Annotated in this window: 10 protein-coding genes; 7 read left to right on the top strand and 3 right to left on the bottom strand. The window is 34.5% G+C overall.

Annotated features, from left to right (window positions below; all coding sequences use genetic code 11):
- The first annotated feature begins 5 nt into the window (after window positions 1-5).
- From Q4Q34_RS01495 to Q4Q34_RS01465, 7 genes are all read left to right on the top strand, one after another.
- Entirely contained in the window at window positions 6-752 is a 747-nt protein-coding gene (locus Q4Q34_RS01495; RefSeq protein WP_303317308.1) for an HpcH/HpaI aldolase family protein, read from the top strand.
- 10 nt (window positions 753-762) lie between these two features.
- Window positions 763-2,100 (top strand): GntP family permease, encoded by a 1,338-nt coding sequence (locus Q4Q34_RS01490; protein ID WP_303317309.1) that lies wholly within the window; start codon window positions 763-765, stop codon window positions 2,098-2,100.
- Window positions 2,101-2,167: 67 nt separating this feature from the next.
- Window positions 2,168-4,258: a glycoside hydrolase family 127 protein gene (locus Q4Q34_RS01485; RefSeq protein ID WP_303317310.1), complete on the top strand. Its 2,091-nt coding sequence runs from the start codon at window positions 2,168-2,170 to the stop codon at window positions 4,256-4,258.
- A gap of 149 nt (window positions 4,259-4,407) precedes the next feature.
- A complete protein-coding gene (locus Q4Q34_RS01480; RefSeq protein ID WP_303317311.1) occupies window positions 4,408-6,054 on the top strand; it encodes a sulfatase in 1,647 nt (548 codons plus the stop codon).
- Window positions 6,055-6,163: 109 nt separating this feature from the next.
- Complete coding sequence (locus tag Q4Q34_RS01475; RefSeq protein WP_303317312.1) at window positions 6,164-8,014, top strand: CRTAC1 family protein; 1,851 nt, start codon at window positions 6,164-6,166, stop codon at window positions 8,012-8,014.
- A gap of 30 nt (window positions 8,015-8,044) precedes the next feature.
- Window positions 8,045-10,438: an alpha-amylase family protein gene (locus Q4Q34_RS01470; protein WP_303317313.1), complete on the top strand. Its 2,394-nt coding sequence runs from the start codon at window positions 8,045-8,047 to the stop codon at window positions 10,436-10,438.
- Between the two features lie 45 nt (window positions 10,439-10,483).
- The gene (locus Q4Q34_RS01465) at window positions 10,484-11,956 is read left to right on the top strand and encodes a hypothetical protein (RefSeq protein WP_303317314.1); all 1,473 of its coding nucleotides are present in this window, start codon (window positions 10,484-10,486) and stop codon (window positions 11,954-11,956) included.
- 280 nt (window positions 11,957-12,236) lie between these two features.
- On the opposite strand, the gene Q4Q34_RS01460 is transcribed toward Q4Q34_RS01465, so the two are convergent.
- From Q4Q34_RS01460 to Q4Q34_RS01450, 3 genes are all read right to left on the bottom strand, one after another.
- Window positions 12,237-15,122, bottom strand: a complete 2,886-nt coding sequence (locus Q4Q34_RS01460; protein ID WP_303317315.1) for an alpha-amylase family glycosyl hydrolase — start codon at window positions 15,120-15,122, stop codon at window positions 12,237-12,239.
- 83 nt (window positions 15,123-15,205) lie between these two features.
- Window positions 15,206-16,606 carry a SusE domain-containing protein gene (locus Q4Q34_RS01455; RefSeq protein WP_303317316.1) on the bottom strand — a complete coding sequence of 467 codons (1,401 nt, stop codon included), beginning with the start codon at window positions 16,604-16,606 and terminating at the stop codon, window positions 15,206-15,208.
- 25 nt (window positions 16,607-16,631) lie between these two features.
- Window positions 16,632-18,173, bottom strand: coding sequence for a RagB/SusD family nutrient uptake outer membrane protein (locus tag Q4Q34_RS01450; protein ID WP_303317317.1), 1,542 nt, complete (start codon window positions 18,171-18,173; stop codon window positions 16,632-16,634).
- Window positions 18,174-18,180: the final 7 nt, after the last annotated feature.

Here is an 18,180-nt window from a genome sequence, read left to right as displayed (position 1 = left end):
CTAATATGAGTTTATTTGATAATAAAGAATTTGTTGTAGGGCCATTTATGAAAGTAAGTGATCCTGCTTTGGTTGAAGTTGCTGCATTTGCTGGTTTCGATTTTGTGATTATAGATTTGGAACACGGTCCAAATACTATTCAAACAGTTCAAAATCATGTGAGGGCGGCACAAGCAAAAGGTATTGTGCCAGTAATACGAGTTCCGGAAATCAATGAGAATATGATTTCTAAAGCACTTGATATTGGTGCAGAATATGTGCAAGTACCGCAAATTGAAACTGCTGATGATGCCAGACGTGTGGTAAAAGCAGCAAAATTCTTCCCAGAAGGAGCAAGAGGTGTTTGCAGATATGTAAGAGCAGCAGATTACGCTTCTATGCCAAAAGAAAATTACTTTGGTAATGCTAATAAAATAACGGGAACTATTATCCACATTGAAGGAAATATTGCCTTCAATAATATAGATGAAATACTCCAGGTAGATGGCATTGATGTCATTTTTATTGGACCATACGATATGTCTCAGTCTTGTGGGGTTCCAGGACAAGTAAACCATCCAAAAGTAATTTCTCAAATGAAGGAAATTGTTGAAAAAGCGGCTCCCTTAGGAAAAGTGGTTGGTACGTTTGTGGAGAGTCCAGAATCTGCAAAACAATGGATAGATTTAGGCGTAAAATATATTTCCTATGCTGTAGATGTTGGAATTTATTTTGATGCATGTAAAAATATTGTAGATAAAGTAAGAGGGTAAACACTAACTTATGGTGTTAAGCCTTTCCATACTATTATTCTTTCTTTTATTATTGATATTTTCCATTTCAAAATGGAAAGTACATCCTTTTATAGCCCTGATTCTTACAGCCCTGGCATTGGCTTTAGCATTAGGAATGGGTGGAGAGAGAAGTGTACAGGTATTATTAGAAGGCTTTAGTGGCACATTACGAGGTATTGCAATCATTATTATTCTTGGGGCTTTTATAGGCGAAGTACTTCAAGAAACTGGAGGTGCGTTTCGAATAGCAAATCGCATCATAAAATGGCTAGGTGAAAAAAAGTTGCCTTGGGCCATGGGGTTTACGGGCTATGTAGTTTCCATTCCAGTATTTGTTGATGTTGCATATATTTTGTTACAACCTGTTGTAGAATCACTTTCCGTAAAAAGTAAACGTCCAGTTTTATTTATTGGTTTATCATTAACCGCTGGATTAACAGTTGCTCATACATTAATACCACCAACACCAGGCCCATTGGCTGTTGCTGAATCACTTGGATTAGACATAGGAAGTATGCTTACCGTCAATCTTATAGTGGCAATTTTTGCAATGACAGGTGGTATATTTTGGGTATTGTTTTTTGTTAAAAATACTTGGCTTAAATATGATGAAAAGCTTAGGAAAACAACGACACATTCAGAAAATAAGTTTGATGACAAAACAAATTTTCAAAAGGGAAATTTATTTTATGATATTTTGCCAATACTCGCTCCTATTATTTTAATCGGGTTAGGATCTTTTCTGTCTTTTGAAACAGAAAACATGCTTGTCCAAATTTTCAACTTTTGCACAATTCCCTTAGTAGCGGTTTTAATAGGTGCTGTTATTGCCGTTTTTCAAATTAAATCAAAAGACAAAAGAAGTACTACGAATAGATTGGTAGAACAAGCGATAGTAAAATCGGCATTAGTCATTATGATAACAGGGGCAGGTGGTTCATTGGGTTATGTTATTCGCGAAACTGGAATACAAGATCAAATAGTTACAGTATTTGCTCAATTTCCATTCTTAGGTATTTTATTGCCCTTTATTGTTGCGGCAATTTTAACAACCTCTACAGGTTCAATAACGGTGTCGTTAGTAGGAAGCGCATCAATGTTGGGACCAATGGTAGATAGTTTACCTATATCACCTGAAATGGTAGCAGCTCTAATTGGTTGTGGTTCGTTTTGCGTATTCCATGCCAATTCTAGTTTTTTCTGGCTGCTTAATCGACTACATGAAGTACCGCCCAAAGTATTGTATCGCACATTTACTGTGCAATCTTTGGTGATGGGGTTATCAGGTTTAGTAGGTGTTTTTATTTTGATGCTATTTGGTTTGTAAATGGTTATTTTTTATTAATTTAATCTATTCTATTTCGGCTTCACCAAACCTTAAAATGTTTTTAATTATGAAAAAATTAATGCTTACCATTTGTTGTGGTTTCATCTTAGTTCTATCATGTAAGAGCGTTCAAAGTAAAAAGCGAAGTGCAGATCCCATTGATTCAAAAGAAAATGCTTATGTAAAAAATATCGAACTTGTCGGACGAGGTGTAATTAATACTATAAATAGCCCAAACGTAAAACTGAAAAGTATAGATATTGGCGATTGTAGATGGACAGACGGTTTTTGGGCAGATAAATGGAAAGAAGCAGAACAAGTCATGATTCCGCACATGGGATCCATTTTAAAAGGGAATATTGGTCATGCCTATAACAATTTCAAAATAGCGGCAGGCTTAAAAGAGGGCATTCATAAAGGGTTTCCATGGCATGATGGTGACTTTTATAAATGGATGGAAGCATCTGTTTATTTATACGGTGTTAATAAGGATGAAAACATCCTAAAAGAATTAGATGAAATAATTAATGTCATAGCAAAAGCACAACAGCCAGATGGTTATTTGTCAACCCCAATCATCATTAGGGAAGATTTGGAACCTTTCGAAAACAGAAAAAATCACGAGCTTTATAATAGTGGACATTTATTAACCAGTGCCGTTATACATCATCGTGTAACGGGCAAGACCAATTTTTTAGGGATAGCTATAAAGCATGCTAATATGCTGTACAGGTTGTTCCAGTCCCAACCCCAACATTTAAAACGGTTTGGCTTTAATCAAACTCAGATTATGGGATTGGTTGAACTTTATCGAACCACAAGAGACAATAGGTATTTGGAACTCGCTGAAATATTTATAAATATGCGGGGTAAATCTATAATTTTTGGGAGTAATTCTACAAAAGGATACCCTGTTGGAGATATGGTGCAAGAGCGCGTTCCTTTACGAAAAGAAAATGAAGCCGTTGGTCATGCCGTTTTAGCACTATATTATTATGCAGGAGCAGCCGATGTTTATGCAGAAACTGGTGAACAGGCTTTGATTGATGCGCTCGATAGGCTTTGGGATAATGTAGTACACAAAAAAATGTACATCACGGGAGCCTTAGGGCAAACACATTATGGAAGATCTTCGAGGAAAGATAATATCGAAGAGGGATTTGCAGCAGAATATCAAATGCCGAATTTAACGGCCTATAATGAAACCTGTGCAAACATTTGTAATTCCATGTTTAGCAATCGTATGTTAGGTATAAAAGGCGAAGCAAAATATGCAGATATTATGGAATTGGTGCTTTATAATAGTGCGCTTTCTGGGATAAGTCTGGATGGAAAGCACTACTATTATTCTAATCCGCTAAGAAAAATTGAAGGCGCTTTAAACTACGAAGAAATGAATACCGAGTTTCCCCAAAGACAACCTTATCTAAATTGTTTTTGTTGTCCACCAAATCTGGTAAGAACTATTGCAAAATCGCCTGCCTGGGCATATAGTAAATCGTCTAACGGTATTTCCGTTAATCTTTATGGTGGCAATAAATTAGATACCAAATTACTAGACGATTCAAAAATTAAACTGAAGCAAGAAACAAATTACCCTTGGGAAGGACAGGTTAAAATAACTGTTGAAGCATGTAAAAATGACCCTTTTGAAATTTTATTACGGATACCAGATTGGGCTAAAGGAACCGAAGTTAGGGTAAATAATAACCCTATTGGGAAAGTTGAAGCAGGAAGCTTTGCCGTTATTGAACGCCAATGGAAAAAAGGTGATATAATTTTAATGGATCTGCCTATGGACATCAAATTTGTGGAAGGACATCCTAGAATTGAAGAAGTTCGTAATCAAGTCGCACTAAAAAGAGGGCCCGTTGTATATTGCCTGGAATCTGTAGATTTACCTAAAGAAGCGAATATTTTTGATGCCTATTTATCATCTGATAAACTGCTGGAAGCCATATATAAGCCAAATCTTTTGGGAGGTATTATGGCTATAGAAGGCGAAGTACTTATTCGAAAGGATAATTTGAAAGGTATGTACAATGAAGTTCAAAAACCCAAATTTAAATCTTATAAAACCCAATTCGTTCCATACTTCACTTGGAGTAACAGAGGAGATGAAGAAATGACAGTATTTTTGCCAATTATTTGGAACTAATAGCAGCTTTTGTTCAATTCCAATCTAAAATTGTTTGGAATTACAAATAGGGTAAATTCGTTATATTATATGTTATTAATGGCTAATGTTTTTGAAGTAATTTTTCTAAACTTAGCAAATTAATCACATTGTATAAATATCATAACTATATGAAAGCTTATTATTTTCTATTCGCTGTACTTATTGCATTTGGATGTAAAAACACAGAAAAACCGAAAGAAGAAAAGAAAAAACCAAATATTTTATTTTTAGCTGTAGATGACTTAAGACCAGAAATAGGGGCTTATGGTTCAGAAATAGCGATTACCCCTAATATAGATGCTTTGGCAGCAGATGGTTTGTTGTTTAACAAAGCCTATTGTCAAGAACCTATTTGTAGTCCTTCTCGTGCTAGTTTAATGACAGGAGCAAGGCCAGAAACAATTAATGTGATTGAAAACTTTACCTATTTCAGGGATGCAAACCCTGATATTATAACGCTTGCTCAGCACTTTAAAAATAATGGTTACGAAACTACACATACAGGTAAAATTTATCACAAACCAGGTTTTGCTGATTTAAATTTGTCATGGAGTAGAAAACCAGCCTATGATAAAATGACGGTTGAAAAGAGTAAAACACCCGGAGGATATGCACTTCCAGAGAATCAGGCTTTTTCAAAAAAGGCAACCGAAGAAGTCATTGCAAAATATGGCAAAAATGCACCTAGAAACGGTTTAGGAAAAGGACCCGCTTATGAAAAGGCTGATGTTCCAGATTATTTCTACGAAGATGGTTACAATGCTGAATTAGCTATTGCCACACTAAAAGATATGCAGGAGAAAAATCCAGATAAACCTTTCTTTTTAGGTATGGGTATGAAGAAGCCACACTTAAATTGGATGGCTCCAAAAAAATATTGGGACATGTACGACCCAGCTAAAATTAAGTTAGCAGAACAAACTGAGGGGCCAGAAAACGGTGCTGCTATGGGGTTACATCCATCTTTTGAATTACGTGCTCGTTATGGAATTCCTAAAAAAGGACCTATAGATGATGAAATGGCAAGAACCCTAAAGCATGCTTATCTAGCATGTATTAGCTACGTAGATGCACAAATAGGTAAAATGATAGATGCACTTGATGAAGCAGGTTTAAGAGATAATACCATAATTATGTTGTGGAGCGATCACGGATGGCACTTAGGAGATATGGGTATTTGGGGGAAAGCCACAAATTATGAAATTGCAACCAGAGTGCCTTTAATAGTTTGGACGCCAGATATGGCCAAGGAAGTTCGAGGGAACAAAACAGATGCTTTGGTCGAATTGGTGGATATGTATCCAACCCTTTGTGATTTGGCTGAAATAGATTTACCAGAACATTTAGAAGGAAAAAGTTTTAAAACTTTGTTGAGTAAACCCAATACCCCTTGGAAAAAAGCAGCATTCAGTCAGTTTCCAAATCCGGCATTGAGAGAATGGGCTGCAAATCCATTATCTCAAGGGATGCGTGAAACCTATTTTGGTCCATTAATTGAAGAAGTAGAAGAACGCATTAAAAAACAACAAGGAGACAAATGGGATAGAAGCCTGTTTGAAAATAATGTAATGGGATATGCAATGCGTACAGAAAGATATAGAATTATTATCTGGAAAGACTATAAAAATCCTGAAAGCGAACCCTTATTTGTAGAGCTGTTCGATCATCAAAATGATCCTACAGAAACTAAAAATGTAGCAAAAGAAAATCCTGAAGTTGTTAAGACACTTATTACTCAATTTAATAAAGGTTGGAAAGGAAGCCTTCCAAACTAGGTATGTTTTATTCTATAGGGTTTTATCAACAAGATAAGCAAGCCCTTTTTAATTTCAACATTCATCGAATAGAATTATGTATCATATAAAGCTATTTAATATTTTATCTGTGCTACGTTTTTTATTATTAAATACGCTTTTAAGCTTTAGCATTTGTACAGCTCAGACACGTTTAGAGTCAAGTACTAAACTGACTTTTTCTGAAAAAGAAGAGGTTATACCTCTAGAAAAACGGTCGAGAAGAAAGTTTGATAATGCCGTTATAGCAGATCTTGATCAAGATGGGTATTTAGATTTACTGTTAACAGAACATTCCAGACGCGTAGAATTGTTTTGGAATAACAAAGGAACGTATCAAAAAGGGAAGCCCTTTATTTTTGGAGATACTCATGGAATTGCAGTTGGAGATTATAATTTCGATGGCTTAGTAGATGTTTTAGTACAACCTGGAGGAGGAGACGGTAAAAATCCAAGAAAGTTAAGAGCGTATACAGTAAACCTTGATAGGTCGATAAGTAAAGAAAACGAATTCAAGCATTTTGAAGCCAGCAGAGGACGGGCAGTTAAATTCTTTGATGCTGACAATAATAGTGAACTTGATTTGATTCTATCTGCATTTCCGCCAAATGATAAAATTGATAGAGCACATTTTTTATATCAAAGAGATGAAGATCAGGATTTTTCATTTGTAGATTTCTTGCCATATGCCGATCGTTTTAATATGCGAACAGCTTTAACAGATTTCAATAATGATAATATTAAAGATTTTCTTTTTTATGGAGGAAATAAGATTATTGCTGCTCAAGGAAATGAAGGATTAGGTTTTACAGATGTTACGAAAGACGTTTTAGGTGATTTAACGAACACTAATTTAATAAACAGTATTTCTGAAATTGATTTTGACAACGATGGTGATTTTGATTTGTTCTTAACACGTTCTAAACACCCTTTTGATTCTGAAAGTGATTATGATGAAGACACAAAAGCATTTTACTTTTTTCACAGGAGAAAACCTTTTAAACACGAGCTTAAAATTGAAGGTGATCTTAATTTAGAGAATCTACAAATGGCTTATCCGCATTTTGATGTGTTTATTGGAACCAAGAAAAAACGATATGAACGTACAAAGGATAAACATGGACATCATGATCTTACCATAACGCAACAAGAAGCAAAAGGTTTTCCTGAAGATACCAAAGCTAAAGGATTATATATAGGTTATTTAGGTAATGATGTATGGCGTATTGCAGGTCATACAAACTCACCAACAGCCGCAGTTATTCATAATGTTATTGAAAAACCAGAAACCATAAAACTAAAAGCGTTGCCGGCTAAATTATTAGAAAATAAAGAAGGAAAATTTGTTGATGTTAGTACAAAATATAGTATTGATATTACCGAACAGACAACAAGTACGGCAACTGGTGATTTTAATAATGATGGATGGACTGATATTTTTGTTGTTCGCTATGGGCATTCTGCATCAAAAATTGAACAGATTTTACTTTTAAATCAAGAAGGTAAGAATTTTGTTCGTGCAAAAAATCATGGTATTCTTAGAGAAGAGTTAGGGGCAACAGGAATGGGAGCCGATGCTTTCGACTATGATAAAGATGGCGATTTAGATATTATATATTGTAATGAACGCGGAAGATGGCATTTGTTTACCAATAATCTTACATCTAAAAATAACTTTATAACGATATATGTTGGGAATTCACCTTCTGGTAAAGCTTCCGCTATAGGTGCGGTGCTAAGTTTTACCTCTTGTGGTAATCAGTATAAACGAGTTGTAGGTGCTACATCTTCTCCTTATTCTCAAAGTTTTAATACGTATTTACATGTTGGCTTAGGGACGTGTGAGGATATTAAAAATGTTGAGGTAACCTGGAGTAACGGAGAAAAACAAACCTTGTCTATAGAAGACCTTAATAAAATCTATAAAGCAGGTAAAATTTAGAGTTTCAAAATAAATCAAATAACTATTCAAATGACAACTAAACAAAAGAAACACAAGTTAATGCTGATAAAATGTCTATTCAGCTTTTTATTAATTACAATATTGATAGGCTGTAATAAAACATTAACTATAGAAGAACAAGCTTTGGAGAAAATTGAAGCACTAGAAACTTTGATGGGCGAAGCTAAAAGTAAATCTATAGATGTTACTAGAGAAGAAACCCTTTTATGGTTTTCCAAAGAGTTTGTAAAATTTGCTGATTGGGATGAAGCCCATAAGCCTGAAGTTGAAAAGCTTTTTGGGTATTATAGTTTTTATGAAAAAGATAAGGCTAAATATGCCGAGGAGTTGCCGGACTTTGAAAGAGGGAAAGTTATTGAAATTTTGGATAAAGGGATAGCAGAACTTAACAAAGTTATAGATGGAACTATAAAAAGAAGACCTGTTTCTAAAATAGATTGGGGGAATGTTGAAGTTGCAGATAATATGTTAAAGAATAACGGAAAACCTGTTTTTCTTTTTGATTATTTTTCTAAAACTGTTGGTGCGCCTTTAACCGATGAAAATGTTTATAATGATCATTTGGGAGCAATTTTTCATGGAGGACAAAGACTTTATGAGGTAAATATGGATAGAGCCGTTAACCCATTTATATTAAACGAAGATAGAACCTTTAATGAAAAAATAGAGTTGATTACAGAAATTCCAGATACCAATGTTGGGTTTCTTATTCTTTGGAACATGGGCATGCCACAATGGATTCATGACAAAGAACCAGAAGTTGCAAAAGGAAGATCATTATTTACAGGTTTTGATATTGACAATCCTTTAATGAGAGACGTTTGGAGCGATGTTATGAAAAAAACAGGTGAACTTACTAAAGGTAAAAAAGTAACCCAATTAGGATATATCTTATCTAATGAACCACATTGGTTTTCAGAAAAAGGACATTGGACACAGAATTACAAAGAGATGAATTCTATTTCATCGTATACCGTAAAAAAGTTTCAAAATTGGCTTGCTGATAAATATAGCAATAACATAAAAAAACTAAATAAAAACTGGGAAAGTGATTTTAAAGGGTTTAAAGCAGTGGAGATTGAAATACCAATGGAGAAATCCTTAAGAGGAACGCCTATATGGTACGATTGGTGTCGTTTTAACATGGATAGAAGTACCGATTGGTTTACATTTTTAAGAGATCAGTTATTGGAAACAAACCCGGATGCAGATACCAACATTAAGATAATGCCAAAGATGTTTAGGGAAGATTACCGCTCTCATGGTATAGATTTAGAAGCTTTAACAGATATTACTACAATGATTGGTAATGATGGAAAAGCTTACGGTGGTAGAAATTTACGAGCTACTAAACCAGAAAAATGGGAAGAGAAATACGCTTATTGGTGGGATGAGTTAAGCTTACCATATGACTTCTTAGAATCTGTGTCTCCAAATAAAATAAACATCAATTCAGAAACACACTTTTTATCTGCTTCAGCTTGGAGAGATATGAATCTGTCACCCGATTATGTACGAAGTGTTTTTTGGTTGGCAACCTTACAGGGTATGGATGCTGGTATTTCTTGGTTTTGGGCTAGAGATCCCGATGGTTCACCAGAAGATCGTTTAGAAGGTGAATTGGATTTCTTTGACCCGGCTTTAGCAGGTTCATATGCAGGTTCTGCCAATATGCAACCACAAACAGTAAATGAAGTGGCACAAGTATATATGGACATGAACAGCTTTTCAGAAGAAATAGTAGCACTTCGTGAACAAAGAAGACCAATAAGAATATTTCATTCTGAAACTTCAGCGATTAATAAAAAATATTATATGACAGAACAGTTTGACCTATATGAATCCCTACATTTTGAAGGTTTTCCAGTAGGTTACGCCACAGAAAAAGTAATTAAGAAACAAGATAACAGCAAATGGGATGCAATTGTTGTTTTTAAAACGGACTATGTTACAGATTCTGAGTTTGAGACATTACAAGGCTACCTAAACAATGGTGGTACAGTAATACTTGACAGTAAAAACAGTTTATCTAAAAATGAATATGGAGAATTACGAGGTAAGAGTCTTTCAAAAGGTGAGGGTAACTTAATTGTTATGGATGCAGCTAATACTGTTTTAGAAATACAACAAAAAGCACTTGAAGTAGTATCGGATGCCTTACCTGAAGTTACGTTGACTGAATCTAACGGAACAGCATACAAAGGTTGTTATTGGCGAGTAGTTAAAAATGAAAAAGGGTATTTGGTAAACATATTGAACATTGGTAAAAATGATGCTAAATTAAACCTTGGCCTTAAAAATGGTAAAGCAACCACGATTACTAACATAATGACTGGAGACGTTTTGAATTCAGAATTTGAGTTAAAATCAAATGGTATTTTATTATTGGAAATCGAAGAATAATACATGTTACAAGAAAATATATTTAAAAACATAAGTAAAGTTTATATGAAATACATTAAAACAATAACCATTAAGTTTAATTTAAGCTATTTAGTCGTGCTATTTAGTATTAGCTGTTTTGCCCAAGATTATAAAACCGTTTCTGTTGAGAACAATTATAAAGATTGGGGGTGGGATAATGTTCATGTAGCTAAAAATAAATATATAAGTCTTGCAGTAGTACCAGATGCCGGTGGTAGAATATTAGAATATAATTTAGGAGAGGAGCCTTCTCTTTGGTTAAATCCTAAATTAAAAGGAAAGAAGTTTCCTGCCACTGATGAAGTGAAAATGAAAGAGTGGCGGAATTTTGGAGGATACAGATTAGTACCAATTCCTGTTGAAAATTGTTCGGTTGATAGAAATGGTAATAAAGGGAAACGTTGGCCGCCACCTGCCATAATTGGTGACGCAAAATATGATGTAGCTATTAAAGAAAATAAATTGGGACATCAAACTATAGAAGTGAAGTCTGGTGTACAACAACTTCCAGTTCCAAGATTTTTTGGAAATAAAGGCTTTGTTTATCCAAATAAAATTGAAGAAGAATTACAATATTCACGTAGTCTTTATATAGAACCACATAGTAGTTTGGTGTATATAGATCATACACTTAAAAATGTAGGAGAAACAAAAGTAAAAAGAGGACTTAAAATTTCGAGTCAGCATGTCTCAGAAACAAAACGAGGGATGCATGATGGTGAGAATTATGTAGCCTACATACCTTTTGATAAGAACTTAAAACTGCCTAATGGGGAGCAGTTTGAAATTACTACGAATCCAGATTTACGCTGGCAATACTTGAATCGTAACCGCTTTAAATTGGATAAAAATAATCCAGAGCATATTGAAAAATATTATAATCATGGAACAAATTGGAAAGGAGAAGTAGCTCCTGGTATTTACGAAGTTGAGTATGATTATAATCAAATGGCAGGTTTCCATATTATTGCTTCAGATTCGTGGTTATGCTATGTTAATAAGAAAACAAATACTGCTTTTGCAAAAATTATGGAGCCTTATAACCCACAGTTGGAATACGATCATGGATTAAATAATGCGATTTTTTGTAGTGGTTTATCCGAAGGTTATATTGAAACCGAAGTCATGACACCTCTTTACAATTTAGAACCAAATGAGAGTTTTAATTATAGGGAAATTCATGGAGCAGCTAAGATTGAAAATGCACCAATATTAAATGTAAATTTAGCAGGAGTGACCACACAGAAAATGGCTTTTGATTTGAAATTAAATAAAATCACAGGAATTTATGGTGTGTTCATAGAAGGAAAAGCAATTTTACGTTTGTTAGATGCTTCTGGAAATGTTATTAAAGACATTAAAAAAGATATGGTTAACCCTTTGAAGTCATTTTCATTTGAAGCTTTTTTGAAAGATTTTATTGAAGTTAAAAGTTGTGAGCTTTATATAGAAGATGTAAATGGTAAACTAAATTTACTCGATTCTTATTCTTTTTAATCGAAGAGAATTCTCCGAGGCTCAGCCTCGGAGATAGTTTGTTTCAAGAAATTCTTTATTATTTAACGTGAATCTTGCATAAGAAAATTTATGTCAGTTAGAGTGATTTTTGCAAAAAATCGTATCGAAAACAAATAAATTTTCGACAGAATAAGCTTCTCGATACATCCCGAAGCAAGTTCGGGACACTCGAAGTGACATCTTGAACTCTTAAACAAGATTCACGTTATTTAGGATTTTATCTCTCTTTGAACAGAGGTAAAGAAAAGTTAGAATTATATTACAGTTTTACTATTTTTAAAGTATTCTCTATCCCTGATTCATTTGTTATTTTTACAACATAAAGACTTCTTGATAAGTTAGAGATGTTAAAAGTATGTCCTTTATAAAATGACCCTTTAAATGATTTTATTAACTTACCGGTGATATTATAAACTTTTAATACCTCGACATTTTGACTAATTGAAAATGTGTTTTTAACAGGGTTAGGAAACAGTTTTAAATCATTTCCTTTTTCAAAATTACTTGTAGACAATGTTGCACTTTTATTTCCATAAATTCTAAACTCACCAGGCGGTAAATTAATAGAATTTGTACTTCCGTCTATAGTTGTACTTCCAGAGTTATCCATTAGATCATACCAGGTTCCTGAGTAAGGAAAATTAGGATTTATGCTTTGACTAGTTACTGAAAAATTAGCAATAATGATTACGTTTTTAAGCTCAGAACCACTCGTGTTTTCATTACCTGTATAAATACTTATTCTAGGAGTTTGCGTTCCTGAACTTATATTATAATTCCCTTCAAAAACGTCTTCATTAATTTTTAAGTGATTAATTCTTGCCCAATCATTATAAATTTTGTTTCTATTGCTATCAGCTAACCAGTTATTCGTCCATTGAGGTTGAGGTTTTGTGTCTAATTTGCAGTCTCCATCATTATTTCCATCATAATCAGAGTTAACGACCCCGTTAGAGCAAGTCCAAATGGAATCATCCATCCCTAGATCTGCAAAATGCCATAACATTTTAGGGCCAGGAATAGGAATCGTTATAGCGCCTAGAGCAGACATCCTTTTTAAAGCAGTATTTAGATCTCTAACATTATGCGAAGGCGTTGTATTAATTCCAAATTCTGTCATTTCATACATAATTCTATCCTTATCATGACTTTCCGGATAGCCTAACGTACGCTTTTCTGTAAAGCCATGAGCCGTATGTCCCATACGATCAAAATTAATATTACTTGATTGCCCCTGAGCTAAATTTTTATAGGCTGTCCACATTTCACTCCACATCATAACCCCTTTAGGAATAGGGTCTCCAATTCTATAATTGGCCCATTCTTGTTCTTCGGTATCTGCTCCCAAATGCTCAAAAATAACATAGTGAGTGTCGTCTAAACTCCAGGAATAATCGGCATATTCTTTTAAAACAGCTACACGGTCTGCTTGATAGCTATTGGTACAGCCTTCGTCTCCAGAGGAACAATTTTGTGTAAACCCTTTGGTTAAATCCCAACGGAACCCATCAATTTTGAAGTCTTCAATCCAATGTTTTACAACTCGTTTTGTGTAAACTTTTGTAAACGAATTAGAATGATCAAAATCAGATCCAACATTATAAGAATGTTTTGGTGTTTGGTTAAAATATGGATTTTCAGAACTAGGTTCTCCCCATCCATCACCATCAGGATCATTCATCCATAAGCGTACCATAGGATTTCTACCAAATGCATGATTTAATGCAAGATCTAATATAACTGCAATACCGTTTTGATGACACGTATCTATAAGTTCTTTAAACTTGGCTTCAGTACCATAAAACTTGTCTAAGGCCATGTGATAAGCGGTATTGTAACCCCAGCTTTCATTACCTTCAAATTCCATAACTGGCATCAATTCGATAGCGTTGATGTTTAAGTTTTTAAAATAGTCAATCTTATCTATAATATCTTGAAAGTTTCTATCAGCATCAAAATCACGAATTAAAACCTCATAAATAATTAAGTCTTCCTTTTTTGGTTTGTTAAAATTAGTGACTTGCCAATTATATGGTGTTTGGTTAGTCTGTAATACAGTCACTTCTCGTTCTTGTCCGGAAGGATATGGAGGTAAATTAGGATAAGTTGATGCAGGGATAGAAGGATCATCAAAAGGAGATAAAACCAATGTTGAGTATGGGTCGGCTGTTTTTACTAAAGCAGGAGAGTTTGATATTGGTGTTTTATCTATCGCCCAATATTGATATGTTTCAATTTGACCTGGTGTTAAACCTGTTAGTGTAATCCAGAATTTATTATTTCTGGATGGATCACGTTTCATGGCATATGTAGCATTAGGTTGCCAATTATTAAAACTACCTGCAACATAAACAAAGTCTTTACCTGTTGCATAAAGTACCAGAGTAGCTTTTGTTGGATCACTTTCATCATAAGTAATACCATCAAGATACGTTTGTGGCATAATACTAAAGTCGTTTCCTGGATCTATTAAAACAGAAAATGATTTTGTTTTTGTTTCTCCCCCTACAGTAGTTTCGAGAACATAACTCTTATTGATAGTTATATTCATGTCTGTATAAGAATAGGATGCTATGTTATTTTGTGTGTTTATAATACTTCCATTTGCTTTTAAAACGTAATTAGCATTACCACCAGTATTTGTTGCAGAAATACTTAAATTATCGCCTGAGTTTAAAATGGTTGTTAAGTTTGATGGTGCTGTTAAAGACACTTGAAATAAACCAACATCAGCAAGGTAATCTTCAGACTGTTTGTTTCCAGTTCCATCTTTGGCTTTTATAAGAAATCCAATTCTGCCAATACCAGTTCTATTATAAAATATCGTTGAAGTAAAGGTAATAGTATATTCGTCTGTGCTTGAGTTATAAGTTAAGCGGTTAGTTTCGTTAGAGTTTGTCCAATCCCCATTTGTAGGGCAATCTTGTAGATTTGCTAGATTAGAATCGAAAGACCAGGACCATAAATAAAGTCCATTATTAGTGACACCCCAAGCAGCTTCATCAATAGATGCACCATCAAAAGTTATAGTTATACTATTTGCTTCTTCAAAAGGGGTCGGAGAAATAGAGTAGGTAACATCTTGTTTTTGAGCATGGCTAAATGCAAAGAATAAAAAGATGAAAGGTATTGTGAATTTTTTCATTGCTATGGTTTAAAAGAAAAAGGCTGCACTATGTTTATAATACAGCCTCTTTAGAATATTCAATATTTACATATTTGATATGTTTATAGTCTTTTTCCTATTAGATACTTAGGTCCGTCTGGATCATTAAAATCTATACTAATAACATAGTTTCCTGCAGTTGAAGCAATGTTATTATCAGAATCAGTATCTAAAATATTATCAGCATTAGCATCTCCGTAACTGACATCCCAAGCATTGTTTTGGCGGAATTTAACTTCTCCATCTAAAAGCGTAATGTTTTCTGCAAACCATACACCAGGTTGGATTTCTGTTAAGGATGCATCAGGTCCATTATTGCCCCAATCATTAAAACCGGAACCCACAACACCATACACATTTGAAGACTCGATAGAGTAAGTATTATCATTTAGATTCAATGTTATTAAATAGTGTCCGGCTGTTGAAGCAATATTGTTATCTGAATCTGTGTCTAAAATATTATCACCATTAGCATCGCCAAAACTCACATCCCATTTATTATCCATTCTGAATTTAATTTCCCCATCAAGAAGTGCTACACTTGTTTTAAAAGTATCGGTAGTATAATCGTAATAGAATTTTGCATCAGGGCCATCATTTCCCCAATCATTAAAACCAGAACCTACAACTCCCCATGAGAAAGGTTCAATAGTGTATGAATTATCATTGGTGTCTATTGTGATTTTATAATCACCAGCTGTAACCGCAATGTTATTATCTGCATCAGTATCTAAAATCCCATCAACATTGGCATCTCCTAAACTATTGTCCCATGCATTATCTTCACGAAATTTAATTTCGCCATCCAATAAATTTACATAAGATACAATAACGCCAGGAGTAGAAGTTGTGTAAAAAGGAGCATCTTTCGGTGCACCGTCCGCAGCCCAGTTATTATAACCAGAACCTACAACGCCCCAACTAGATATTTCAAAAGCACCGCCACCAGTCTCTGTAGTTTCTTGTAATTCTATGCTTAGAGTTTGGACAGAAGAATAGGATTCTAAGCTTCCCTGACCAATAAAGGCTTTTATTCTAAAATGTAGTTGTCCGGTATTAGGTTCGTCAGTATCAGGATTGTTATCCAATCCAGCAAGTGCTGCTAAATCCAGCATTTGTTTTACTGTAACGGGAAGTTCGTTGCTTGTTGTAGTTCCTAAATTATATTTAGCATAGTCCTCAATAGTATCATCACCAATATAATCGCTAAAGTCTGCCATTGTAGCAGCCTCTAGACTATAACTAACTTCGGTTGGAACATCAAAATCAGCGCTGCCCCAAGTAAAACGTTCTGCTAAATTACTGTTCAAACTAGAATTTAATACGTAGTTGTTTAAGAAAGTGGTATTAAATACTAAACCTTCTGCTTCACTGGCAGTAAAAACTAATTCGTCATCATCGTTACACGAATAGAAACCTATAAGAGCTATTATTAATAGTGTTATAATTTTTATGTTTTTCATTGTAGTTGTCTTTAAAAGTTAGTTGTTAGAACCCTGGGTTTTGGGTTAAATTTGGATTTGCTTGCATAGCAGCTAATGGAATAGGAAATAATCTATAACTATCAGGAATTGAAGTTCCTCCGGCAACATTTCCTTTCCAAGGCCAGATATAACTATTACCTGTAAACATTCCAAAACGAATTAAGTCGCTTCTTCTGTGACCTTCTAGGTTTAGTTCTCTGCCACGTTCGTCAATTAAAAAATCCAGTGTTAATTCTGATTGTGTAATGGTACTGGCATTCGAGCGTGATCTTACAGCATTTACATATTGTAGCGCAGTATTCATAGCGCCTCCTGAAGCTCCTCTAAGTGTACACTCTGCATACATTAAGTAAGTATCAGCTAATCTAAATAGCGGGAAATCTGTACCGGAAAAGGCTGTAACTGTAGAAGCACCGTTAAAGTTTGTATTTCTAAATTTAACAGAAGGATATCCATCTGTCCATTCTCTGTAATCTGCCATTTCGAAGTTGTGTCCTGTTGTCCAGAACAAACTAGCTCTATCATCAGTTGAAGTTCCTAGATCTCCATATAGACCATACCATGCTTTAGTGGCTCTGTGCCCGGTCCAGCCATCATTAGCTCCAAAGTCTGCAAGTACCATCGTTTCTGTACTTAAACTTCCGTTAACAATATATGTGGTATTTCCAAAACTTTGACTTGTGTCTGCATCTGCAATTAAAGGGAATATTATTTCTGGAGATGTATCATTATCTGCCGAAAAAAGACTTACAAAATTTGGAGCAAGACTAAAGCCACCTTCATCAATTACTTTATTAATTAAAACGAGAGCATCATCATATCTTGATGTACCTACATACACTTCAGCATTCATGTAAAGTTTTGCCAATAGCATTTGTCCAGCTGCTTTAGAAGCTCTACCGTAAGAGTTTGTAGCTGGTAAATTAGCTTCTACTTCTATTAATTCTGCTTCAACAAAAGCAAACAACTCTGCTCTTGAAGCTTCAGGAAGTGGTGCAGAATCTCCAAAGTTTTCTTCCGTAGCCAAAACACCTTTTCCAAAAGTATCTATTAGATAGTAATAGGCTAGGGCTCTTAAAAATCGTACCTCTGCAATGACAGATTCCTTGTTTTCAATACTTATATTATTTGCAACAGCAAGTAGGTTATTACACTGCGGAATTGTAAAATAAACTCTATTGAATAAGTATCTGAAAAATTTATTGTTTTCATCCCAATCGGAAGTCGTAGTAAGCTGGTCTAGACCATCATCACCCCAACGGTTTTTCATACCATCTGCAGTAAAGTCTTGAAGATTTATTATTCCTCTTAGAAAAGGAGATTCCCCTGCATTATCACTAATATCAGACTTATCAGGCCCTTGTACGCCAGACAACGCAAAAGAGGCATAAAGCCTGGATACAATACCTTCTACTGCATTTGGATCTTGTGCTAATAACTCGTCTAAAGATAATTCTACTTTAGGTTCTGTATTTAGATCATCTGTACAACTTGAAACTACAAGAAGTATGCATAAGCTAAAAAAGAAGTTTAAAATATTTTTCATAGTTCTA

Origin of the sequence: Flavivirga abyssicola (assembly GCF_030540775.2) — a bacterium.
GTDB lineage: Bacteria > Bacteroidota > Bacteroidia > Flavobacteriales > Flavobacteriaceae > Flavivirga > Flavivirga abyssicola.
The sequence above is the reverse complement of the archived record's forward strand: the minus strand, read 5'-3'. Positions and strand labels throughout refer to the sequence as shown.